This is a genomic window from Paenibacillus mangrovi (assembly GCF_022898935.1).
GTDB lineage: Bacteria > Bacillota > Bacilli > Paenibacillales > Paenibacillaceae > Paenibacillus_AQ > Paenibacillus_AQ mangrovi.
This window is the reverse complement of the sequence record NZ_JALIRP010000009.1, coordinates 35,389-59,259: the sequence shown is the minus strand read 5'-3', so window position 1 is coordinate 59,259 and position 23,871 is coordinate 35,389. Positions and strand designations below refer to the sequence as shown.

Sequence of the window (23,871 nt, the reverse complement as noted above, 5' to 3'; positions counted from 1 at the left end):
AAACATTAAAACCGTTTTTATGGAATACTTCCGATTAGAAACCCCTCGATGTCGTTTCATAATCCACTTGATCCCATTCATTTTCTCACTTCAGAGGTCGATTGGCGGACAACCAGCTCAGGCGGAAGCACAATCCGTTGTTTAACCGTCTGCTCCTCTTCAAGTTCTTGAATCAAAAGATCGACCACCAGTTTCCCCATATACTCCATCGGTTGAGCAATGGATGTCAACGGTGGATCCGTGACGGAAGCTAAGATCGTATTGTCGAAACTAACAATGGAAAGATCCTGGGGAATTTGTATTCCCAGCTCTTTTGCCGCTTGCAAAGCGCCGACCGCCAACATATCGTTACAGCAAAACAAAGCGGAGGGCCGATCGACCTGTTGAAACAGCTCTAAAGCCTTCCTTTTCCCGTCCTCCATTTTGTAATCGCAAATCATCAAGTTTTCATCGGAAACGGATAGCCCTTCATCTTTAAGAGCCTGCTTAAGACCCCTTACTCTTTCGCGGCTGCTGCTGACCTTCTTGCTTTCCGACAAGATCCCAAAGCTGGTGTGGCCCAGCTCAAGCAAATGTTGGGCCGCGTGCATTCCACCGATAAAGTCATCGACAACAACGGTATGAACAGGTTCTGAAGAGAATTCCCTTGCAATCATCGCGACTGGAATCGATTTGGCGAGAAGCCGCTTCAATATTTCCGTATTTTCAATTCCCGTCCCAATAATAATCCCATCCACTCTTTTCTGCTCAAGCAGATCGAGATACCTTTCAGCACGGCCATCTTGGTTGTCGGTACTGCAAATAATAACGCTATAACCACGGTGGTGGCCCTGTTCCTCAACGGCACGAGCAATTTCCGCAAAAAACGGGTTGGATATATCCGGTACAAGCAACCCTATCGTATATGTCTTCTTTCCTGTCAACGCAGCGGCAATCATGCTAGGTCGATACTCCAACTCCTCCATGATTTTCAAGATATGGTCGCGTTTCTGTTTGCTAAGCTTGCCTTTGCCATTAACTACGTTGGAAACGGTGGCAATCGAAACGCCGGCTTCTCGAGCCACATCGTATATAGTAGCTTTCATAACTAATCCCTCATTCATTGGCAATGCTAATTGGGATGGTTCACATCCCCTTATTTGCATTTAAGATACATATAGAATATATCTTCACCTATTCTTTGTCGATTGGTTTCGACATTATCCAAGCGTGTGCGGGATCGTTGTGAAATCTCCAATACCTCATCGGACCTGCCATAACGTTTAAATAATAAACCTCATATCCCGGTGGCGCCGCAACCGGATGATATCCCTGCGGCACCAGCACCGCTTGCCCGTCCCGCACAATCATCGTTTCATCCAAATCGCCATCATCGGTATAAACACGTTGAACGGCAAAACCTTGCTCCGGTTTCATATGGTAATAATACGTCTCTTCCAAAAGCGATTCTTCCGGCAGCGCATCCCGATCATGCTTATGAGGCGGATAACTTGACCAGTGTCCGTCTGGTGTAAATACTTCTACAACCAATAGGCTGTCTGCCGCTTCATTTTCGGGTAAAATATTATGAACCAGTCTTTCTATGTTTCCGTATCCACGAACTTCTACTCCGACCTCACTCGGCGGAATTAAACGCGCTTTATGATTCCCTTGCCCTGGAGCCTTACAAACAGCCAACTCTAGATTCGTCAAAGCCGTGATCTCGTAATAATCGTCATTTGGTATATACACGGAATAGGGAGGTGTTTTTTCAAATATATCCATCCTGAGTCCGATACCGTTCCATGTTTCCTTCACTGTAGATATATCTGCTTTCCCGCTGATTAAAACCAGACACACTTCCTGATCTCCGGTTTCATTTCGTAAACATTCACCTGCTTGCAGTTTAAACACCTGAAATCCAACATAGCTCCAATTAGCGGATTCCGGGGTAATTTCAAGCACATTGCCCTTAGCGTCTGGCTTCTCTTTTGGGGATACAATCAAATTCGGCATCGCAGCGCAAACCTCCCTATGCTTTCATAGATTGCTGAATCGAAAGTTCAAGCGCTTCAGCAAGCTTTACAGGCCTATTCAGCTTCACCGACAAACCGGCAGCAAGCGCGGTTAACTCTGCTTGAAACCCGTCATTCCCATCTACCGGTACGTGCTGATCATTCAAAATGCATTCGATAAACAATTTCGTTTCTTCAATGTATGCCTCATTATATCTTTCCAAGAAAAAATTCAACGGTTTATCGCGCATAATTCCATCTACCGTGCTGATTTCCGCCGTATTCGGGTGATCGTTCGTGATTCCCACACTGCCTTTTAACCCAAATACTTCTACACGCTGATCATAGCCATAGACCGATTGACGGCTGTTATCGATGACGCCGATCGCTCCATTCTTGAAGCGAAGTGTCGCAATAGCGGTATCCAAATCCCCATGCGTTGTGAAAACCGGATCAATTAGTACGCTTCCATGGGCATAAACCTCTTCAATCTCGCTGCCCGATACAAACCTCGCCATATCAAAGTCATGAATCATCATATCCTTGAAGATACCGCCGGATACTTTGATATAATCCTCATGCGGAGGATTCGGATCGCGAGAAGTAATTTTAATCAAATGCGGATCGCCGATCGTTCCGTTCTGCACAATTTCGTATACACGTTTAAAATTGTGATCAAACCGTCTGTTAAATCCGATTTGAAGTTTAACACCTGCCGCTTCAACCGCTTGAAGCGCTTTTTGCGTTTGTGTAATATTCATACTTATCGGCTTCTCGCAAAAAATGTGCTTGCCAGCAGCAGCGGCTTGTATGATAAGCGGAACATGCGTATCCGTAGACGAGCAGATGAATACCGCATCAATATCAGGATTTTCCATAATGCCATTGCTGTCGGTTGTTATTTGTTTGATTCCTCTCTCGGCTGCCCACACTTCCAATTCGGGTCCCGCGAACAGATCACTTACCTCAACCACTTGCACATGTGGCAGCCGAAGCAAATTATCCGCATGAATTTTACCGATTCTGCCTGCGCCAATAATACCAACTCTGATCGTTTTCATGATAATTAATGACCTCCCACTTTTTTCTCCTGATTACCAGCGAGTCGTAACCATTTTCTTGCGCGTGTAGAATTCCACTCCATCTGTTCCGTTAGCATGGAGATCACCGTAAAACGATTTTTTCCAGCCGGAAAATGGGAAAAAGGCCATCGGCGCAGGTACGCCAAGATTTACACCGAGCATGCCGGCATCAATTGTCTCGCGGAATTGACGGACATTTTCGCCGCTCTTCGTAAACAAACAGGCGCCATTAGCCAGTTCTGAACGATTAGCAAGATTAATAGCCTCTTCTAAGCTGCCAACTCTTACGATGGATAGAACTGGAGCAAAAATTTCATCTTCCCAAATCTTCATACCACCCTGCACGTGATCAAAAATCGTAGGTCCTACAAAGTATCCCTCTCCATTTGATGCAGCGTCTTTACGACCATCGCGAAGGAGAATCGCACCTTCGTTTTCACCAATTTCGATATATTTCAACGTACGTTCTTTATGCGAGTCGCGAATGACGGGACCCAGGAAGATTCCTTCTTCCAAGCCGTTTCCAATTGTGATTTGATTGGCTGCATCCACCAGTCTGTCTACCAGCTTATCTCCAATCTCCCCTACAGCGACAACCACAGAGCACGCCATACAGCGCTCGCCTGCCGAACCGAACGAAGCATTGATGATTTCTTTAACCGTTAGATCCATATCCGCATCTGGCATCACGATGGAGTGATTTTTTGCTCCGGCTAGTGCCTGCACACGTTTACCATGAGCTGATGCCGTTTTGTATACATACTCTGCTACTGGCTGAGAGCCTACGAAAGAAACAGCCTTAATGTCTTTATGCTCCAGAATGCCGTTAACGACCTCATGAGCGCCATGAACAATATTGAATACTCCGTCTGGCAGCCCAGCTTCCTTGAATAGCTCTGCAAGACGGTTAGAAAGCAGAGGAGTACGTTCCGAAGGTTTCAATACGAATGTATTGCCGCATGCAATAGCCAGTGGGAACATCCAACAAGGAACCATCATGGGAAAATTGAATGGCGTTATACCACCTACAACTCCAATCGGATACCGATACATGCCAGATTCCAAATTGGAGGCAATATCAGGCAACTGCTTACCCATCATAAGCGATGGAGCGCCTGCCGCGAATTCCACGCATTCGATCCCACGCAGTACCTCTCCGTAAGCTTCGCTATAGCTTTTGCCGTTTTCTTCTGTAACCAACCTGGCCAACTCTTCCCAATGTTCTACGAGCAGTTGCTGGTACTTAAATAATATTCTCGCTCTGCGTGGAACTGGCGTACGGCTCCATTGCACAAATGCTTCTTTCGCATTGTCAACAGCGCGGGACACATCCTCCTGAACGGACAGTGGAACATAAGCCAGTACCTCTTCAGTAGCAGGGTTATATACAGGCTCGGTTTTGGCAGATACGGAATCAACCCAAGCCCCGCCGATCCAATTTTTTAATACTTGCGCCATAGTAATGTTCCCCTCTCCGATATTGAGTTTACGTTGATAGAATCGTGAAATGTCCCCTAAGAGGAGGTAATCTCGCCATTGTTGCAGCGTTCGATATAATCATGAACCTGAGCTGCGGAAGGCATCGCGTCTGAGCAGCTATGGCTGGAAATAACGATGCAGGCTGCTGCGCTTCCGAACTCCATAGAGGCTTCAATCGTCCATCCCTGCATCAAGCCATATAGGAACCCGGCTGCGTAAGAATCCCCTGCTCCGAATGTTTTGATCACCTTGGCCGGAAAACTTTTGGCGCGGAAGCTCTTTCCGTCTTGTGTGTAAGCGATCGACCCTTCCTTACCATGCTTGATGATTACAATTTTCGCCGAATAATCAAACCATTTGGCTGCCGTGACACGATCACTTCGCTCTGGATTTTGCTCAAATCGTTCCATCATATCGAACTCTTCGCGTGTACCCAAAATAATGTCGCATTTTTCCGCAGCCAGATTGTAGTAAACGGCTGTCTCCTCCGGTGACTTCCACGTATACGGTCGATAATCTAAATCAAACACGATGACTGCTCCTTGCTCTTTGGCATAGCAGAGTGCTTGAAACACCGCTTCTCGAGACGGACTCTTGGCAAGAGCCGTTCCCGAGACCAAAAACATTTTTGTCTTGGCAATAAGCTCTTTTTGAACCTCTTGAGGCATTAGATTGAGATCGGCGACATGGTCGCGGTACATCAGAATACTGCAGTCAGTTGGCGATTTAATTTCCGTAAAAGCAAGCCCTGTTACTGCCCCTGTGCAATCGGTTACAACATTGGATGTATCAATATCATTGCGGCGCAAGTAGTCGACAATAAACCTGCCCATTTGATCGTCCGCAATTTTACCGATAAATGAAGTTTTCATTCCTAGTCTGGACATCCCGATCGCGATGTTGGCAGGAGATCCTCCGACATATTTCGTAAATGTACTCGTTTGTTCCATTGGGCGATTAATTTCGTTCGCGTTCAAATCAATACAAAGCCGCCCGATAGCTGTGAAATCCACAGACTTTTCCATTGGAAAAGATACGTATGTCATAGCTCAATCCCCCTCATTCCTTTATTCATGAGGAACTCAATGTGCGCAAGCGCATTTCTCGCATACTCATAGGCCGGATGCTCCGCCGGGTCTTGCTCACCTTCCAGAAGTGCCCACCCGTCATAACCTCTTTGCACAAGCTCTAGAAAAATAGGCTCAAAGTCCAAACATCCGTTGCCCGGTACCGTAAACACACCACTGCGGATGCAAGTAACAAAGTCTGCTTGATCAGCGCGGGCTTGATCTAGCACATCCTGACGGATATCTTTCAGATGGATGTAGGCAATCCGGTCATAATATTTATTTAGGATCGTTAAAGGATCTCCCCCGCCATAATACGCATGCCCTGTATCAAAGAGAAGATACACAAGATTCGGGTCCGTCAGCTCCATTAATCTTTCAATTTCTTCAGGGCTTTCCACGACCGTTCCACCATGGTGATGATACGTCAGCTTCAATCCGTACTCCTTCGCAATAGCTCCGGCAGCATTCAGTCCTTCAGCCAGGTTTCTCCAACCCTCATCATCTAGGCGCTGTACGTCCCTCTCATTCGGCCCGCGACGCGGATCAAAATGCATCGAACCGCCAATCTCACACGTACTGATCACGGTACTTCCCATTTCCTTCAAGAATTCCACATGCTTGCGGTAAGCCTGTAATTCACTTTCCCTGTATGACGGGTCCGAGAAAAGCACCGATTTCCATTGTGAGACCAATTGGATGCCTCTTCGGGCAAGCTCATTCTTCAACACTGCAGGGTCCGCAGGAAATTTACGCCCCATTTCCGTACCCGTGAGTCCCAAGGCTTCAATCTCATTCACGATCTGCTCAAAGGTCGTATCGTTACCATGCTCCTTCACATCTTCTCCGACCCAGTTGATCGGGTGAATTCCTATTTTGAAAGGTAACTGTTGCAGCATACATGTCCTCCTCTCTTCCTGTTAAATGCTTCTGGCACGTTGAACTCGCGTCTTCATCAATTGACTGGCCTCAAGCACGGATTCGCTCACAGATACCTCCGGAACACCTACATGCCACCATGATTCGTAGCCGTCCGTATTAGTACCAGGAACAACGGCTATTTCAATAAGCGTCGCAACCGTCTCTTGTTTGGCCAATAGTAGCGCTTGCTCCAGATCTTCTACCGTACTTGATTTATAGGATTTAGCTCCCAAACTGCGCGCATGAGCTGCATAATCAATTGGCATATAAGCTCCTGTCAGCCCGTTCGTGTCCTTAGCTCGGTAACGGAACTCGTTGCCGAAGCCGTTGCTGCCATGGCCCTTTTGCAAATTGTGAATGCACTGGAATCCATGATTATTAAACAGCAGTACTGTAATCTTGCGATTCTCCTGCAGACTTGTAACCAGTTCAGAGTGAAGCATCAAATAACTGCCGTCTCCTAATACCGCATAGATATCACGGTCCGGTTCAGCAAGAGCCGCACCGAAGGCCCCGGCAATTTCATAGCCCATACAGGAGAAGCCATATTCCATATGGTACGTTTTGGGCTGTTCCGACCTCCAAAGCCTGTGCAAATCCCCAGGCAAACTGCCAGCAGCGGCTACTATCACCGCTGAAGCATCAATATTCTCGTTAATCACGCCAAGGGCCCGAGTCTGAGAAAGCCCCTCCGAATGCTCTACAGCGTACAGTCGGTCAACCTCATCGTCCCACTGTTTTTTCAACGTGCTGATGTCATTTGGTGCGTAACCGCTAGAATAACCTGCTGCTGTCAGTGCTGCTGTCAGTGCCGCTTGCAGTTCCCTAAGCCCTACCTTCGCATCTGCAGTTACCGCTATTCCGTTAAGCTTGACTGAATCAAAGCTGTTGACGTTCAGATTGACAAACTGCACATCCGGATGTGCGAACGCCGACTTAGAAGAAGTTGTAAAATCCGAATACCTGGTCCCGATGCCAATGATCAAATCTGCCTCTTTGGCAATCAGGTTTGCCGCTAAGGAACCCGTGACCCCGATCGCCCCTATTTGAAGCGGGTGGTTCCAGGGCAAAGAGCTTTTTCCAGCCTGTGTTTCCGCTACCGGAATGCCGAAAGCCTCGGCAAATGATGCAAGCTCCTTGGAAGCTTCCGAATACAGTACCCCGCCGCCTGCGATAATGAGTGGCTTTTTCTTCTCCAGAATCAGCTTAACAGCTCGTTTGATCGCATCCGCTGCAGGAGGACGGCGATCGATCGTGTAAACCCTTTTATCGAAAAATGAAAGCGGGTAATCGTACGCTTCTGCCTGTACATCCTGCGGTAAAGCCAGTGTAACCGCTCCCGTCTCGGCCGGATCTGTAAGCACCCGCATAGCTTGGAGGGCTGCTACCATTAATTGCTCAGGTCTGACTATGCGATCCCAATACTTGCTTACCGCTTTAAAAGCGTCTGTTGCTGATATCGAATAATCGCCGGGTACTTCTAATTGCTGTAAAACAGGATCAGGCTGCCGGGAAGAGAAATTATCGCCGGGCAGCAAAAGAACTGGAATGCGGTTAACTGTAGCCGTCGCCGCCGCCGTCACCATATTTAAAGCTCCCGGACCGATAGAGGTTGTACAGGCATAAATCTGCCTGCGATTGTTTTGTTTAGCAAAAGCTGTTGCGGCGTGAACCATCCCTTGCTCGTTCTTTCCTTGAATAAAATCTAAACTCACACTACTCCGCTCCAAAGCTTCACCGATGCCGGTCACATTGCCATGCCCAAAAATCCCCATGATACCTTGAACAAATTTTATTTCTTTTCCATCTACGGATATAAATTGTTGATCCAAAAACTTTATTAATGCCTGCGCCATGGTGAGACGAATCGTAGTCATCTCCAATGGAACCTCCCTTCAAAAATAAACTCATTAGTAAAGCGCTTTACCTAAAGTTAAAAAAAATAATCTAGAATATCAGCACCAGGAACTATTGTTTGAAATTTTCAAAACTATGAAATAGATTAAGCGCTTTACCCAATAATAATCGATCTTGATTCCGCTTACAATACCAGAATTAAAGAAAACAGGAACTTTTAGGCAGATAAATTCTAATCGCGATTAACAATCAAAGCCGCACTAGGATAATAAAGAAGGCGTACAGGAATGTCAGTAACCAGTTTACGCAGCAGCGCTTCTGCATAGAACTTCGTAATCATCATTTATCCAAAGCCCCCTAGCTACTTAAACATTTAGTACCATATATTACAAATAAATCCTTCCTTTGTATCTATTTTAATTTTACCAAATATACTATTATATTTAATCAAAGTTTTACATATTTTCTTTAAACTACTAATAGAAACAATCGAAAAAGGAGTTGGACAAGAAGATGTCAGTCAAACGAATCCGCTTGCCGAAGAGATGGATGACCCTATGTTTGGGAATATCCGTACTTTTCTCGGCAACAGCACCAGCAACGGTATTCGCCTCCACGCCTCAGCCTCCCAACTTTCCGGTCATTACGGGAGAGACAAGTACGGAAGTATTAGCCATCGCGCCGGGAATTACGCAGCAGCAGAATAACTTGACCACGGTCGACGGCCCCTTGCAGATCAATACAGTCAGTATCGATGTGACGAATCCAAACGTAGCACTCAAAGCCTTGATCGCGAAAGACAAAGTCTTCAACTACCAGGGCGAGACGGTCAGCGAGATGGCCAACCGTACTGGCGCCGTTGCAGGTATCAATAGTGATTATTTCGATATCGGCAGTACACAAGCCCCGATTAACATTCATGTTGCCGATGGTGAGATGTACCGCAGTCCCAACAATTGGTCGACGCTTGCCATCGATGCGCAGAACCATCCTACCATCACGAAATTCCAGTGGAAAGGAAACGTCGTTGTTCCCGGAAGCCAAGAGAATCTGGATGTTTGGAATGCAGCGGGTGGCACCAAGCAAAAACCTGCCGGTCAATCGGCCCCCCTAGCTGAGCTCAACTGGTTTCTGGAGAATAAAGGACTTTTTTTATACACGGACAAATTTGGATATGAGTATCCGGCCCCAAGCGGTGGTGTCCACAGGGCAGCAGCGCTCCTCGAGCAGATATCCGGAACCGAACTGTACGAAGTGAAATCGATTACTGAAAACGATAAGGTACCGCTCCTTGCAGCTAATCAGCGCATGCTGGTCGGACAAGGAACGGGGGCGAATTGGGTACTATCCAACCTTGTCGTCGGGATGAAGATCAATACCAACTTGACTACGCTGCCCGATTGGCACCAGTACAAGGAAATTGTCGGGGGCGGACCGACGCTGCTCAAAGACGGCGAAATCTTTAATGACCCTGACGTGCCGGGTGCGGGAGAAACCAACGAGCGGTATCCCGTGGTCGGGGTTGGAATCAAGGATGACACCATGTCTATGGTCGTTGTGGACGGCAGACAGCCGGCGCTCAGCATTGGACTGACGCGTCCACAATTCGCCGAGTATTTTAAAGCGCTCGGTTACCAAGATGCGATTGCCTTCGACTCTGGCGGATCCGCCGAGATGGTAGCCCGCATGCCAGGAGATTTCAAGGTCAGCGTATTGAACTCGCCATCAGACGGGTTTGAACGGAAAGTAGCCAACGGCCTGTTTGTTTACAATACGGCGCCTACCGGGGCTTTGAGCCAGTTGGTTGTCGATAAGGCAGCCGAGAAAGTATTCGTGAACAGCCATATGCCTTTACATGTAAAAGGCGTAGATGCTGGGTTGCAGCCGGTTTCCGTTGATCCATCGACTTTGACGTATACGACAACCGTGCCCGGGACGAAAGTGAAGGATGGCGTATTTACGGCAGGCGCACAAACGGGTAGCGGAGAGATCCGCGTCGCGCAAGGAAATGTAAGCACCCAGGTACCGATCGAAGTTGTCGATCAACTGAGTTCCGTACAGGTAACCCCGAACCCCGCCGTCGTTATGCCCGGCGCTTCGCAAACGTTCGAAGTGAAGGCTTATGACGAGCAAGATCACCCTGTCGCCATGGATGCCAATCAAGGAAAATGGACGGTTGAAGGCCCGATCGGCACGATCAACGAAGATGGTGTGCTGCAAACGACAGACCAGCCGGGAGAAGGCACCGTGCGGTTTGAGGCCGGAGGCGTTTCACAGGACGTAAAAGTCAGCGTCGGGAAAAAACCGGTCATGATTGAAGATTTTGAAGGTCCCGATGTGATGACGAATTGGACGGCGACCGCCATTCGGGCTACGGGAAAAATCAGCATGGCCAGCCGCCCGAACCCGGTAAGGAATGGCACGCACAGCTTGAAATTGGATTATGATTTCACCGGCCAACCTGGAACTTCCGCCGCTTATGCGAATATTGATGTGCCGAATGGCGGACGAACGATCGAAGACCGCCCTCTCTCCCTGGGAGTTTGGGTATATGGCGACGGAGGACAGCATTGGCTGCGGGGCGTACTCGTTGACGGTAACAATACGTCCAAGCCTTTCGATTTTACCGTAGACGGCGGCTTGAATTGGACGGGATGGAAACATCTCACCGTGCCGATCGATCCGAATGCTGTGCTGCCGCTTAAGATCAAGCAGATTTATGTTGTCGAACCTCACGGTGATCGCAAAAATAAAGGGGCCATCTATCTCGATGATTTGAGGGCCGAATATATTGAATCGGACGAAGACTTGGAGGGACCGGTCTTTTCGCAGATGGCACCGGTGCCAAATTCCAAGGTTTATACGAACAAACCGACGATATCCGTGAAATTGGAAGATGCTAAGAGCGGTGTAGAGCATTCCTCCATTGAAATGCATGTCGATGGCCAGCTTGTCCATCCTGACTACGATGAAGCTACGAGCATGATTACCTATACACATTCCGAAGCCTTGCCGGACGGTAAGCACCATGTCACCATTGACGCTTCGGATAAAGCAGGCAATCCGGCCCTTCCGCGCGCGGACTGGCAGTTTGCCGTATACACCGGTCCCGATCAAGACGCACCGGTGATCAACGTCATCAGCCCGATGGACGGCATTACCACCCGTACCGATCAGCCGAGAATTGCGGTGAAGGTAACGGATGAGTATACCGGAATCGATTATGACAAAACCAAGCTGATCATAGATGGAACTGAAGTTCCATACAAGACGGATGCAGCAAGCAGCGTCATTTCCTACACCCCTTCGAACAAGTGGGCGCAGGATTCAAAACACCAAGTGGAGATTCGGACATCGGATAAAAGCGGCAACCCGGCATCCCAACTCTTCTCCTTCACCATTGGCGCGCCACTTGGACAACCGAAGGACAAGGACCATTTTCAAATCAGCCTGATCGGGGATGGCGGTTACTTTACGGCCGGTCAGATCGGTGCTCCGGCTATTCTTCTTCACGAACAGATCGCCCGGATGAATCAGGAACCTTCAGAGCTGTTTGCCTATACGGGGGACATTGTTGAGAATGATACGCCTGAAAACTATGTAGACGCTTTGAAAGGACTAGGAGAGTTCACAAAACCATATGTGGTCACGATCGGAAACCATGAAGTGTCGGGTACGAATTCCCGTGTCAATTATCAACGCACATTTGGTGAGCCGACGTATGCTTATCAATACGGAAACATGGAAATCATCGGACTCGATTCCGCTTCCGGAGATGTCACGAAATCCGATGCATCGCAATGGTCGTGGCTTAACGAAACGCTAAATCAGACGCAAGTGAATAACATTATGGTGATGATGCATATCCCGCCGGACGAAATCAGCGCGGACGGACTCGACTTCAAAACTGGACACGGATTCCAGAATCCGGAAGAAGCGCAGAAATTTTATGATCTACTCGGTGCGTACAAAAGCAATCATCCGGAGAAAAACATCGTGGTCTTTAGCGGAGATCTGCATGCTTACGAGCATAAAGTCGTCCAAGGCGTCGATTACGTCATAACGGGCGGCGGCGGCAAATATACCCACGTTACTCCGGAACAGGGCGGATTTTATCATTACCTGAATATGAAAGTGGACGGCGATCATATTTCGTGGGACGTCATCCCTCTTCTCGAATCCATTACGTTTGACGACGCTCCGAAGAATGTAAAGAAAGGCGAGCCGTTCAAACTGCAGGCCACTGGCAAGTTTATGACGAGTACGAACGCTCCGATTGACATGCCGATTGCTGATCCGTTTAAACGGGACTGGGTATCCAGCAATCCGGATATCGCTTCGGTGGATGAGAATGGAATCGTCACTGCCAAGGCACCAGGTGAAGTAACGATTACCGTTAAGTCCGGGTGGCAGGAAGCGCAAACCACAATTGTCGTTTCGGCACCACCCAAATCAACAGTGACCGCTGACGGTTTGACCGGTTCCGGCACCTTTAACAACCACGACGTGACTCTCACATTCTCTGCTGAGGATGGATCCGCTGGTTCCGGGGTCAAGCAAACGAATTATCGCTTGGATGGCGGCAACTGGAATACGGTGACAGGCCCAGTTACTCTGAGCGATGAAGGAGTGCACACGATTGATTACTTCTCCGAGGATAATCAGAGGAATGTGGAAGATGTTCAGCAACTGATTGTGGGCATTGATAAAACGGCGCCGACTGTTGAACTGACGGTTTACGGGAGTCCATTGTCAGATGGAATGGAGTTCCTAGACAGCCAGCTAATCCAGGTTTCAATAAAAGCTTCCGATTCCTTGTCCGGTGTTGCCGAGCAAACCATCACGCTGGACGGCCAGCCGTATACACCTGACAGTTCGATCGATTGGGCGGGACAATTGGGTACCCATACGATCCATATTGAAGTGAAGGATAAGGCAGGGAACGTAACGAAATCAGAGGTTAGTATCCAAGTTAAAACAAGCGTCGCTTCGATGGAACAGCTGGTCGAAAGATACTTCGCTTCCGGCGACATAATCGGTTCATTTAAGAAACAGCTCCTGGATAGACTGGCGAATGCGCAAGAGAAATCCGAAAAGGGCAAATTTAAAAGCGCGATTGATGAAATGGAGCACTTCCTAGAGATACTAGATAAGCCGAGCAAGAAGGATTACATTTCTGATAGCGCCAAAACAGTTTTGACTGCAGATGCCAACGCAATGATCAAACTCTGGTCTGGGAACTCAAGCTCTGGAGACCGTGATCACGAACACGATCAAAATCAAAATCAAAATCAAGATCAAGATCGTCAAAATGGCAAGGATAATAGCCAGAAAGACGAATAAAATCAAACTGGTAAAGGAAGGGCTGTCCAACTTAGGACAGCCCCTTCGTATTATTAGGTCAACCAGTCTTTTTCTGGTTGGCCTATTTTTATGGTCAGTCATTCACTTTGCCATCCCCACGTCACCTGTTCCAAATTGAAAAACACCTGATTCCAAAATCAGGCGTTCCCCAAACCTTTCTATTAATTTCGTGCACAAATAGTATTATTTCTTGTTCAAGAAGTTGAGCAGCGTCGCGGTTGGAAACACGGTTTGCCCATTTTCAAGTTTGGCGGCGGATTCCAGCTTGACGTCTTTTCCGTTGATCTTCGCCGTATTATCACCCAACTTGACACTCAGCGTATTTTTGCCTTTCTTTACCGTTACACTGCTGTCTTTGTTCCAAGTGACTTTCGCTCCGGCTTTTTCCGAAGTTTCTCTCAGTTTCGACAACGATTTGTCGGAGTCTTTCCATGCAATCATCTGCTCTTCCGTAGGCAAACCGCTGATATAACCTACGGCACCCGCCTCCTTGCCGTCCCAGTACTTATCGATTAGCGGAGCTACCTGAGCCTTTAATGCGTCCGGCAAAATCATTTCATCGCCAGGGTGCTGGATGTTACTCATGATGTAACTAAATCCATTCAAGTTATCGACGGCCTGCAAGCCTGTCGCTTCCGCTCCAGCTGGCGTCGATAGAATGCGGGACAGTTTCTTCGTGTCCACATTGTACGCCCATACATAGTTGTTAGCATGCTTGCCACTGTCTTCACCGATGAACAATGTATGGAGTGACTCGGAGTACGAGATGTTATCCGGATTGGCGACCATATTGTCGTCTGCAGTATTGCCTTTCCAATCCGGATCCGCAAGGTCTTTGCCTGCGACCAAACCGGCCATTTTCGCAGCTGCGTATTCACTGTCAATTTTGCCGCCGGCGGAATCTTTCACGCCTGACTTCATGTCAAGTTCATAAACGGCGCCTGAGCTGAGTTTCTTCATCTGAATGTCATCAACCGGGTCAGCGTTCTTTGAATCAGCTTCCATCGCTTTTTCCAGATAGGAGATGACAACGTATGCTTTCTTATCCTTCGCGTTGATTGCTACGCCCTCCATTTTATTCCACTCTGCCGTAGCTCCTAACATGGCTCCATAACGGCGGGACTCAAGGAACGCAGCTGCTGTCTCCATGCCCGGTTTCACTTTCAGCCATTCAACTTTACCGCTCGGGTACGTTTTGATTTTCGTGAAGCCTTCCGTATCTTGATCAGTCGTCTCAAATATGTCGCTGAACTTCACGCCTTTGTCGATGTAGGATTTGATTTCGGCGTCTGTCGCATGGCCAAGGTTGATCCAACTCAAAGATCCAGCGCCACCGCTCGCGTCCGTACTCTTTTGCGTAAACTTCGCAGCGTACAGCGTGCCTGCGGACAAGTCCTTCGCCTTATCGGCTACGTACATGAACAGCATCGTGTTTCCGCCGTCGTCGCCGAAATAGACGGTTTTGTGATCCGGGGCAACTCTGCCCAACTCGTGCGAGAAGCGACCCATCGAATAGTGCTTGACGACGCTGTTCGATCCATCCGCTCTCACCGTAATTTCCGGCAAGAAGCCGTACGCATAAGGGTTGCCCATTTTTGTGTCATCTTGGTAATAGGCTTTGGCGAATGGATTGGTGAACGTTTGAGTCGGGTCCGCTTCGAACGCACGAGCATCGGGTTCGTATTCCTCGGAGCCGAGATGGGTGTTCCAAGGCGTCAGGGAACCGTTACAAGGAATCCACAAACCATCAACGCCGGAAAAATCAATTTTCTTCAAATCGGTAGCGACCAGTTCTCCGGTCGTTTTGTTTTGGTCAATCGTCGTTTGGCTCATCGAAGCCGGTACCAATCCGTAAGCCGAATTGCCCGCGCTGTCGGAAGTGATGTACTCGTAATGCGTAATCAGCGTAAGCGGATTTCCGCCTTTGGACGTAGCTGCTTGACCTCCGATTTTCATGAGAGAGTTGGAGTCCGGATCGTCGGATACAAACGGAACGGGTTTGTTCGGCACGCTCTTATCCATAATAGGGTTGCCATTCGCATCGATCGCGACACCTGCAATCGTGCTGCCCACTTTATCCGTTGTCTTAAACAGCTTCTTGTACGATAAAGGGAATGAACGTGTGGAGCCGTCCGTGTATGTCACTTGCAAAGATGCGGTCGTATACAGTTTCGCCATTTCTTCCGGCGTAGTCGGAGCAGGCATTCCTACGAATTCCACCGATTTTACTTTCACTTTTTCTGCAGCTACAGCACTCGTCGGGAAGACGGCAGGAGCCAGTAAGGCAAGGCAAAACACAGGAGCCAAAAATTTGCTTTTCTTCATAAAACGTTATCCCCTTTTTTAGGATATTTGAGATTCTTTATTTAGTATAGGACAGCATTATTTATCCAACGTAAACATAATAGACGTTTAATGTAAAATTTAGATTAATATATAGACCAATGGTAATTATCACTTTTTCCCGGCTATTTAGTTCGAAATCCCATAGAACCGACAAAAGTTTGCCTATTTACCTTATTCTACTTATCAGTCATATATTTCCCTATAAATTTACTCTAAGAAAATATAGAAATAATATTTGTACATTACAATACATTAAAGTGCTTGTTCAAAAAGCACCATTTTTAGTTTCATGAGAGCAGCAGAAGGAGAACATCAAGATTCCAATAAGGAAAATGAAAGGGGGATTCGAGGCTCGTAAGCAGCATAAAACAATATTTTTAAAAAATGGAGGTTCTATGTAATGAAAAGAATTTTATCGGTTACCCTCGTATTCTCTATGATATTCGCTATGTTATCGATCAACGTAAACGCAGAAACAGTTACTTCAAGCGCAATAACATGGAATTCATCAGATAAAGACGTAGCTAGAGAGATTGGTTATGAAGCGAGCTCACGTACAGACACAACGGGCGACAAGATCCCTTCTAACGATAACAGTTCGAATTTCCCGGGCATCTACTTTATTTGGAACGCCAAGCAAAAAGACAACGGTTATCTGAAGGTTTCCGCCGATGTATTCGAGAAATATGATAGCTTCGTTCTTACATCGAAAGAATCAAATAAATATTGGGATTTCAAGATTAAGGTGCAAGACGGTCAGAAGATGACAGATGACGGCAGTTATGTTTTCTTTATCCCTAAAGCAAATAATAATAAAAACATCAGTATGGTGTTCATCGGTAATTTCATCCCCAAAAATGCCAACCCTCTTATTGCATCGATTAAATTCGATAATAATTTGAAGGACGATGTAAATCAAAAAGATTTGATAGCAAATGGAAATTATAGTTTTGTAGATGGTGTATTACCCGGGACCAAAGCTCTGCACTTAGAAAGCGGAAACGGCAATTATGTCAGTACACCGAATAGCTTGAATTTTGGTGAAGAGAGTTTTACCGTATCTTTCTGGTATAAGGGCGACACGAACAATAAACAGGTCATATTATCAAACAAGGATTTTAGTAACGGCTCTAACGCAGGCTGGGCGATTTACACATCAGCTAATTCAATCAACATGAATTTGGGCTTCCCAACTGCAAAAGAAAAGAATATTTCCTTTGGGCGCAACACGTTCGATGCTTCCGATTGGCGTCATGTGACCTATGTAGTAGACAGAGAAAAAATGCTCGCATCGCTTTATATTGATGGTTATGAAATGGCTGAAACTACACTGAAGCTCGGATCGCTCGATACATCGAATCCATTAAATATCGGTTCCGACGGATTGGGCAATCTCGGCGGTAATTCATTCGATATCGCAGATCTGATGATTTGGAAAGGCGCATTAAGTAATGATGTAGTTCAAACAAATTATAATAGTTACGATGTAAATAAAGTAGATTTGACCGCACTTAACAACACCATAGCAGAAGCAAATGCAATCATAGCAGGTGGTCTCGGCAACGGCTTCAGCGAATCCGATTTTGATTATTTGAAAAAGGTTTTAAATACGGCAACGACGGTTGCAACAACGCAAAAAGAAAAATTATATACACAGGAAACGATCAATTATTACGAACGTGAACTAACTAATGCCATTTTCATCTATCAAAAAAGTAATAAAACAGCAACGCCCGCCGATTTAAATATGATTGTGGACAGCGACACGGAAATCAGTGATAATCCTGCGGCAATCGCGCGCGTGGAAAATGATTTCAGAACAAGCTTGAAATTATTCCCTCAAGCCGACGTTTTCTTGATTCCTGGCGACGTTACCGGCGGTAACAATGCCATCGAATATCTGTGGATGGGCGAGCTGACAAACGTCTACAATAAACTGAAAGCTGAAGGCTTATTTGACAATATCGCGCTTTATTTGGTACGAGGCAACCATGATATGGTTAAAGGTAGTGTCCAAGATTTAATTCCTGTCGGTTCGGCGGGCGCATGGAACGAAACTACGCAATCATTCGATAATAATTTCTTTAACGATGCTTATCGGGTCAAGATCAAGGGATATAACCTGGTGGTATTTGACGGCAACTATGACAACGACAACACGTCTGGAAAAGCGAAGAATTTCCTGGATCAAATTACAAAAGAACCGGATTATGATCCAACCAAACCGATCTTTGTCTCATCCCACTTCCCGATCAGCGGAACCAATTGGGGATCAGGATGGAGCACCTCGGCAAGTAATAATGTAGGTAAATATATTGCTGACAATAATTTGTCGCAGGTGGTATATGTGTCAGGCCATACGCATTACGATCCGACCGATGAGCGTTCTCTCTATCAAGGTGCGGCTTCGTATTTCGATGCTGGTTCGACGAATTACTCCAGTTATATTGACGCTGGTCCATACGGCGGATATATTGAAGGCGATTATATCAATTATCATACCACACCTCGCATCGCGAATTTCTTTGAGGTTTACGATACAAAAGTGATCATCAAGCATTACAATTTAAGTACAGATGAATTTGTAGGCATACCTTCTGTAGTCCACGTTGGTGAAGGCCAAGATGCCTTTACGTATAGCAAGAGCGATATTAGAGAACTCATCGCGCCGCAGTTTGATGAGGCTATTACGATCAATTCCTTAAAAAGCAACGAAGTTATTTTTACAATGAAGCAAGCGAATGACAATGTTCGAGTGTTGGAATACAATGTTCAGCTGATCAACAAGCTTACCGGGGAAGTTGACAAATCGTTCAACAGTCTATCACTGCCGCTAGACAAGCCATTCGATGAACACAGGGAATACAAGATTACAGGTTTGTCGCCGGGAACTCCATATACACTCCGAGTATTCGCTGCGGATTCCATGTATAACCGTTCGGTGCAGGACTTTGATATTACAACGGAGGGTGCTGTATTAAGCAGCATCACTGCACCAGCTGATAAAACAGCAGTGGACAACGGAACAGCAAAGACAGCGGCAGCTCTTGGTTTGCCGAAAACGGTGAAGTTGGTTGCCGATGATGGAAGCAGCTTTGATGTCAATGTGACATGGGATGTAGACGCATCAAGCTATGATCCATCTCTAAAGACTTCGCAAACCTTCACTGTAAATGGAGTTGTAGCCTTGCCTGAAGGGATAACAAATCCAAATAACGTACCATTAACAACAAGCATCAAAGTAACGGTAGATAGTGTACCGGCAGTCTTTATGAAGGCAGCTGACTACACTTCCATGAACAATGTACAGATTGAAGACTCCGGTGATATTGGCGGTGGCAAGTCTGTCGGATATCTTGCTGTAGGTTCCTGGATGGAATACACGGACATTGATATTCCGTCAACCGGAACATATATGCTGCAATACAGAGTGGCTGTCAATAATGATGGAGCAGCAGTCAGTTTTGAAGTAGATGGAGTTCCGCAAAAGACAACATCATTACCTAAATCGGGGGGCTGGTCGAGTTGGACAACAGTATCCGATCAGGTTACACTGACGGCCGGGAAGCATACAATAAGGCTTGCAGTACCAGCAAATGGATATAACATCAACTGGTTCAAGCTGTTTGTACAAGATAAGATATGATGCTTCAGAGCGTTACAACGCCAGAAGCGGTTACCGGAGTAACCAACGGAACGGCGAAAACAGCAGAGGCCCTCGGTTTACCTGCTACGGTCGAACTGGTTACTGATGCGGGAAGCGTGAATGCGAGCGTGACCTGGGATGTTGATCGCGCAAGCTATGATCCGTCCGTCCAAACTACGCAAACATTCACGGTAACCGGAACTGTAACCTTGCCGGAAGGTGTGTCCAATCCGAACAATGTAGCCTTGACAACAGACATCAGTGTAACCGTTGACTGAATATTAGCTGCAAGAACGCTCAATATGTATTGACACAAAAGTAGAGCAATCTGTTGAACGTATCGAAGTAAAAGCAGAAAAAACTCCGAAAATCTTTAATAGATTCTCGGAGTTTTTCTTTTATTTTTCAGCTTTTCTCACCAACACCGCCACACTCTCCACATGCACCGTCCATGGGAACATATCCACCGGTGTAACCTCCACCGCCTGATATCCTCCATCCTCTAGCACCCGCAAATCCCGTGCTAGCGTAGAAGGATTACAGCTAACATATACAACCCGCTCCGGCTTCATTTCCAGGATCGTCTCCAGCAGCCTCGGATCGCAGCCCTTGCGAGGAGGATCGACGACAATCACATCCGCCTCAATGCCCTGCTCTTTCCAGGTAGGGATAACGTCCTCAGATGCGCCAACCTCAAAGGTTACGTTGGTCATTCCGTTCAGTTCCGCGTTACGCCGCGCATCTTCAATGGCTTCCGGCACGATTTCTACACCGTATACCTTGCCGGCATGCTGCGCCAGAAATAATGAGATGGTGCCAATGCCGCAGTAGGCATCAATAACTTTCTCTTTCCCGGTCAGCTGGGCATACTCTACCGTTTTCCCATACAGTACCTCGGTCTGAGCCGGGTTCACTTGGTAGAATGACCGTGCCGAGATAGCGAATTTAACGTCGCCGATATAATCATAGATTACTTCGCGTCCCCAGAGGACGCGAGTGGTATCGCCAAAGATGACGTTGGTCTGTTTCTTGTTCACGTTCTGGCAGATGCTGACGACGGACGGCAGCTCGGCCCGAATCTCCTGAATCCACTCGTCCAAGTGCGGGATCTTGTTACCGTTCGTGACCAGGACAATCATCATCTCCCCGGTTCGGAAGGCAACCTTTACGACGACGTGGCGGAGCAGGCCTTGACCGCTCTCTTCGTCATAGGCGGAAATGCCGAGCTTGCGTCCAATAGCCTTCACGCGGGCAACGACCTCGTCGTTGCTTTCGTGCTGAATGAGGCAGGCTTCCATGTCGATGATGCGGTGGCTGCCGCGGGCATAGAAGCCGCCTACAAGGCCTCCTTCGGTTACGCCCATTGGCACCTGTGCCTTGTTGCGATAGCGCCACGGCTCACGCATACCCAGAGTGGGATGAACGAGCATGCCATCGCTTCCAGGCACTGAACCCGTTTGGCTGGACGCTCCAGTTGACTCTTGGTTGGCCCCCTCCTGCTCACGACGCAGTACAGGCTCCCCGCTCACCTGTAACTTCCCGATACGCATCAGGTTGTCCACGACAAGCTGCCGCTTCCAGGCTAGCTGGGCCGTATAGTCCATATGCTGCAGCTGGCAGCCGCCACACTGATCATAAATCGGGCATGGCGCGGCAATGCGGTCGGAGCTAGATTCGACCAGCTCCAGCAGCTTCGCGTAGCCATACTGCTTCTTGGTCTTCAGTACCTTCACGCGTACCTTCTCGCCTGGAAGAGCCCCTGACACGAACAGTGTATATCCCTCTGCCCGTCCTACGCCTTCCCCGTCATGGTTCATCCCGATAATATCGATCACAGCCTCGTCGTTTTTCGACACCGGCAGTCCGGTGATCGGTGCAGGCGTGCTGCGGCGGCCGGAGTTCCGGTGGCTTTGTCGCTTGTTCATGCTGGTCATGTCACTTCTTTCTTCATATATTTCCGGTTTGTTTTCAATATATTAACGAATCTGTATAAGCTCAAGCTGCAATAACTCCCAAAGGTCTATCTACGTAGTCGTCCATCGAAACACGTCATTTTATGCAAATTAAAATAGTTTTCTTTCAGAATACGTCATCTCACGCTGGAGCCATCCTTCATTCACCCTATTATACCAGACATCGCTCCAACGCAAAAAAAGATCAAGATGTCCCGCTACCAACCCTGATTCCGATGAACAGCGTCTGGACACCTTAACCTACGTGAACTTGCTGGTATGTATCGGTTAACGGCCGCTTGGGCCGTCTTTAAACCGCAACTTTCAATCTGGCTTAAAACCCCATAATTAACCTACGCAAAAATCTTCAAATGCTGATGCAGCACGGAAAAATGCCCCGGAAGTGTTCCACCCAACTCGCCATCGAGGTTAATCAGCACCTTGCCTGGAGAAGTAACCTCCATCGAAGGTGTACGGAAGTACAAGACCTTCTTATCGTTCAGGTGCTCGCCTCGTAGCGCAAGGGTTACGATCCGCACGAATTCCGCCAGGTTGCATTTTTTAAGGGCAATCACGTCCAGCATGCCGTCATCAATCCGTGCACCCGGCGCCAGCTTCTCGAAGCCGCCAACCGAGTTCGTATTCGTGATCAGGAATAGCATGAACTCGTCATGGATCGTCCCAAGCCCCTCTGCATTGATGATCAGCTCCTGCGGTGACAGGCTGACCATTTTCTCGATGCCCTTGATATAATAAGCCAATTGGCCGATCATCGTCTTTAGGCGGCTTGGCACATCATAGGTTAACTCTGTTAATGTCCCCCCGCCTGCAATGTTGATGAAATACCGGTCATTCGCCTTCCCCACATCAATCGGACGGGTCTGCTGCCGGATCACCAGATCGCAGTAGTCCTCCCAATTCCTCGGTATGCCGAGTCCGCGGGCAAAATCATTCGTAGTTCCGAGCGGGAATACGCCAAGCGGAGGCACATTCTCCTTGCCTGCCATCCCATTCACAACCTCATATAGTGTACCATCGCCGCCAGCGGCGATAATCATATCGTATCCGCGCTCCACCGCATCCGCTGCTGCTGCCGCTCCGTCGCCTTCACCAGTGGTCGCATGGCAGGAAGCCTCGATGCCGCCTTGATCGAGCCTCTGGAGAATATCCGGTAGACGCCTTCTCATTTCCTCTCGGCCTGAGGTGGGATTATAAATCAATCTTGCTCTTTTCATATAGCAAACGCCACCTATTTTATGATTTGCACAGTTTAACATCAAATAAACCATAAGTCCAATCTAGGCTCATGGAATGTCCATAGCTTATTTCCATCTCAATCTCATTCTATGTCATGAGAAAAACTTTTATCGACGTACTTTCACAGAAAATATAACTTATTGCTCCTCACATAACCAGTCTTGAATTTGCTCATCGATCCATACGGTCAAGAGCGGATGCGGAAGCAGCGACTTACCGGAATACCTATAGTTTAAGCCCTGAAGACGCTTCGGGATCACTTCCCTGATAAAATATCCCTCACTCAAAAAGAGCGGAGCCGCAATCACCTGCATTCCTCGTTCCTTCTGCCAATACTCCACGGTGGCACGCACGCTGTCCGGCCGCAGTAGCGCGTAGTCAGCGGCGCCAAGACCGCTGATCTCGCGGACTTGACCAGTAAGCCTAGACAGTCCTTGCTCCCAGCGCCGGCGGAAACTCTCATGGCTGCTGCCATGTCCAATCAGGACAAGCACTTCCTGCCCGGGATTACGGGATACCGCCTTCGCCTTGTCCCAGATCATTTCAGCCACATAAGAGCCATGCTCGATCGGCAAACCGTACGTGATACTCGCTTGGACGCGAAATGGCGCCAAATCGCTCTCGAAAGAAGGAGCATCAATGACGCCTAGCGCATATGCAATTTCATTCACATGTGTGCTCCCCGAGGAGACGAACAGCGGAATAACCAGGATGTCCGTGACGCCCTGGCTTTCAAGCAGGTCGATACCATCCTGAATAAGCCGCCCTTCTACAATTTCCAAGAACGAAGCCGCCACAGGGAGGTCTCCCCGCAGCGGCAGCTGATGGATCGCGTTATCAACAAGATCGACCCAAGCTTGCTCTCTTGAGCCGTGACTGATGACTAGCACGCCCCGTTTGCGCATG

The 23,871-nt window shown here is 47.7% G+C and carries 14 protein-coding genes; 3 read left to right on the top strand and 11 right to left on the bottom strand.

Features of this window, described 5'->3' with window-relative positions; translation table 11 throughout:
• Window positions 1-77 precede the first annotated feature (77 nt).
• The 7 genes from MUG84_RS20580 to iolD form a co-directional block, all read right to left on the bottom strand.
• Complete coding sequence (locus MUG84_RS20580; protein ID WP_244728372.1) at window positions 78-1,085, bottom strand: LacI family DNA-binding transcriptional regulator; 1,008 nt, start codon at window positions 1,083-1,085, stop codon at window positions 78-80.
• Window positions 1,086-1,173: 88 nt separating this feature from the next.
• Entirely contained in the window at window positions 1,174-1,995 is an 822-nt protein-coding gene (gene iolB, locus MUG84_RS20575; protein ID WP_244728370.1) for a 5-deoxy-glucuronate isomerase, read from the bottom strand.
• Window positions 1,996-2,011: 16 nt separating this feature from the next.
• A complete protein-coding gene (gene iolG / locus MUG84_RS20570; RefSeq protein ID WP_244728368.1) occupies window positions 2,012-3,055 on the bottom strand; it encodes an inositol 2-dehydrogenase in 1,044 nt (347 codons plus the stop codon).
• 33 nt (window positions 3,056-3,088) lie between these two features.
• Window positions 3,089-4,534 (bottom strand): CoA-acylating methylmalonate-semialdehyde dehydrogenase, encoded by a 1,446-nt coding sequence (locus tag MUG84_RS20565; RefSeq protein ID WP_244728366.1) that lies wholly within the window; start codon window positions 4,532-4,534, stop codon window positions 3,089-3,091.
• A 56-nt stretch (window positions 4,535-4,590) separates the two neighbouring features.
• A complete protein-coding gene (gene iolC / locus MUG84_RS20560; protein ID WP_244728364.1) occupies window positions 4,591-5,601 on the bottom strand; it encodes a 5-dehydro-2-deoxygluconokinase in 1,011 nt (336 codons plus the stop codon).
• Complete coding sequence (iolE, locus tag MUG84_RS20555; protein ID WP_244728598.1) at window positions 5,598-6,518, bottom strand: myo-inosose-2 dehydratase; 921 nt, start codon at window positions 6,516-6,518, stop codon at window positions 5,598-5,600. The genes iolC and iolE overlap by 4 nt, the downstream gene beginning before the upstream one ends.
• 24 nt (window positions 6,519-6,542) lie before the next feature.
• Window positions 6,543-8,420, bottom strand: coding sequence for a 3D-(3,5/4)-trihydroxycyclohexane-1,2-dione acylhydrolase (decyclizing) (gene iolD / locus MUG84_RS20550; protein ID WP_244728362.1), 1,878 nt, complete (start codon window positions 8,418-8,420; stop codon window positions 6,543-6,545).
• Window positions 8,421-8,913: 493 nt separating this feature from the next.
• Here iolD and MUG84_RS20545 point away from each other — a divergent pair, with 493 nt between their 5' ends.
• Window positions 8,914-13,743, top strand: coding sequence for an OmpL47-type beta-barrel domain-containing protein (locus MUG84_RS20545; RefSeq protein ID WP_244728360.1), 4,830 nt, complete (start codon window positions 8,914-8,916; stop codon window positions 13,741-13,743).
• Between the two features lie 204 nt (window positions 13,744-13,947).
• On the opposite strand, the gene MUG84_RS20540 is transcribed toward MUG84_RS20545, so the two are convergent.
• Window positions 13,948-16,089: an alkaline phosphatase PhoX gene (locus MUG84_RS20540; protein ID WP_244728358.1), complete on the bottom strand. Its 2,142-nt coding sequence runs from the start codon at window positions 16,087-16,089 to the stop codon at window positions 13,948-13,950.
• Between the two features lie 421 nt (window positions 16,090-16,510).
• On the opposite strand from MUG84_RS20540, the gene MUG84_RS20535 reads away from it, so the two are divergent.
• Both MUG84_RS20535 and MUG84_RS20530 read left to right on the top strand, forming a co-directional pair.
• The gene (locus MUG84_RS20535; protein WP_244728356.1) at window positions 16,511-19,756 is read left to right on the top strand and encodes a carbohydrate-binding protein; all 3,246 of its coding nucleotides are present in this window, start codon (window positions 16,511-16,513) and stop codon (window positions 19,754-19,756) included.
• The gene (locus tag MUG84_RS20530) at window positions 19,753-20,034 is read left to right on the top strand and encodes an Ig-like domain-containing protein (protein WP_244728354.1); all 282 of its coding nucleotides are present in this window, start codon (window positions 19,753-19,755) and stop codon (window positions 20,032-20,034) included. The genes MUG84_RS20535 and MUG84_RS20530 overlap by 4 nt, the downstream gene beginning before the upstream one ends.
• A 120-nt stretch (window positions 20,035-20,154) precedes the next feature.
• On the opposite strand, the gene rlmD is transcribed toward MUG84_RS20530, so the two are convergent.
• From rlmD to MUG84_RS20515, 3 genes are all read right to left on the bottom strand, one after another.
• Window positions 20,155-21,681 carry a 23S rRNA (uracil(1939)-C(5))-methyltransferase RlmD gene (gene rlmD, locus MUG84_RS20525; protein WP_244728352.1) on the bottom strand — a complete coding sequence of 509 codons (1,527 nt, stop codon included), beginning with the start codon at window positions 21,679-21,681 and terminating at the stop codon, window positions 20,155-20,157.
• Window positions 21,682-22,061: 380 nt separating this feature from the next.
• Window positions 22,062-22,943 (bottom strand): diacylglycerol kinase, encoded by an 882-nt coding sequence (locus MUG84_RS20520; RefSeq protein ID WP_244728349.1) that lies wholly within the window; start codon window positions 22,941-22,943, stop codon window positions 22,062-22,064.
• Between the two features lie 159 nt (window positions 22,944-23,102).
• Window positions 23,103-23,870: a sirohydrochlorin chelatase gene (locus MUG84_RS20515; protein WP_244728347.1), complete on the bottom strand. Its 768-nt coding sequence runs from the start codon at window positions 23,868-23,870 to the stop codon at window positions 23,103-23,105.
• Window position 23,871 lies beyond the last annotated feature (1 nt).

Excerpts from the sequence above, each read along its gene's own strand:
- MUG84_RS20530 (WP_244728354.1), top strand. The coding sequence starts at position 19,753 with ATGATGCTTCAGAGCGTTACAACGCCAGAAGCGGTTACCGGAGTAACC.
- rlmD (WP_244728352.1), bottom strand. The coding sequence starts at position 21,681 with ATGAACAAGCGACAAAGCCACCGGAACTCCGGCCGCCGCAGCACGCCT.
- iolC (WP_244728364.1), bottom strand. The coding sequence starts at position 5,601 with ATGACATACGTATCTTTTCCAATGGAAAAGTCTGTGGATTTCACAGCT.
- MUG84_RS20545 (WP_244728360.1), top strand. The coding sequence starts at position 8,914 with ATGTCAGTCAAACGAATCCGCTTGCCGAAGAGATGGATGACCCTATGT.
- MUG84_RS20540 (WP_244728358.1), bottom strand. The coding sequence starts at position 16,089 with ATGAAGAAAAGCAAATTTTTGGCTCCTGTGTTTTGCCTTGCCTTACTG.
- iolG (WP_244728368.1), bottom strand. The coding sequence starts at position 3,055 with ATGAAAACGATCAGAGTTGGTATTATTGGCGCAGGCAGAATCGGTAAA.
- MUG84_RS20535 (WP_244728356.1), top strand. The coding sequence starts at position 16,511 with ATGAAAAGAATTTTATCGGTTACCCTCGTATTCTCTATGATATTCGCT.
- iolD (WP_244728362.1), bottom strand. The coding sequence starts at position 8,420 with ATGACTACGATTCGTCTCACCATGGCGCAGGCATTAATAAAGTTTTTG.
- MUG84_RS20520 (WP_244728349.1), bottom strand. The coding sequence starts at position 22,943 with ATGAAAAGAGCAAGATTGATTTATAATCCCACCTCAGGCCGAGAGGAA.
- iolB (WP_244728370.1), bottom strand. The coding sequence starts at position 1,995 with ATGCCGAATTTGATTGTATCCCCAAAAGAGAAGCCAGACGCTAAGGGC.
- MUG84_RS20565 (WP_244728366.1), bottom strand. The coding sequence starts at position 4,534 with ATGGCGCAAGTATTAAAAAATTGGATCGGCGGGGCTTGGGTTGATTCC.
- MUG84_RS20580 (WP_244728372.1), bottom strand. The coding sequence starts at position 1,085 with ATGAAAGCTACTATATACGATGTGGCTCGAGAAGCCGGCGTTTCGATT.
- MUG84_RS20515 (WP_244728347.1), bottom strand. The coding sequence starts at position 23,870 with ATGCGCAAACGGGGCGTGCTAGTCATCAGTCACGGCTCAAGAGAGCAA.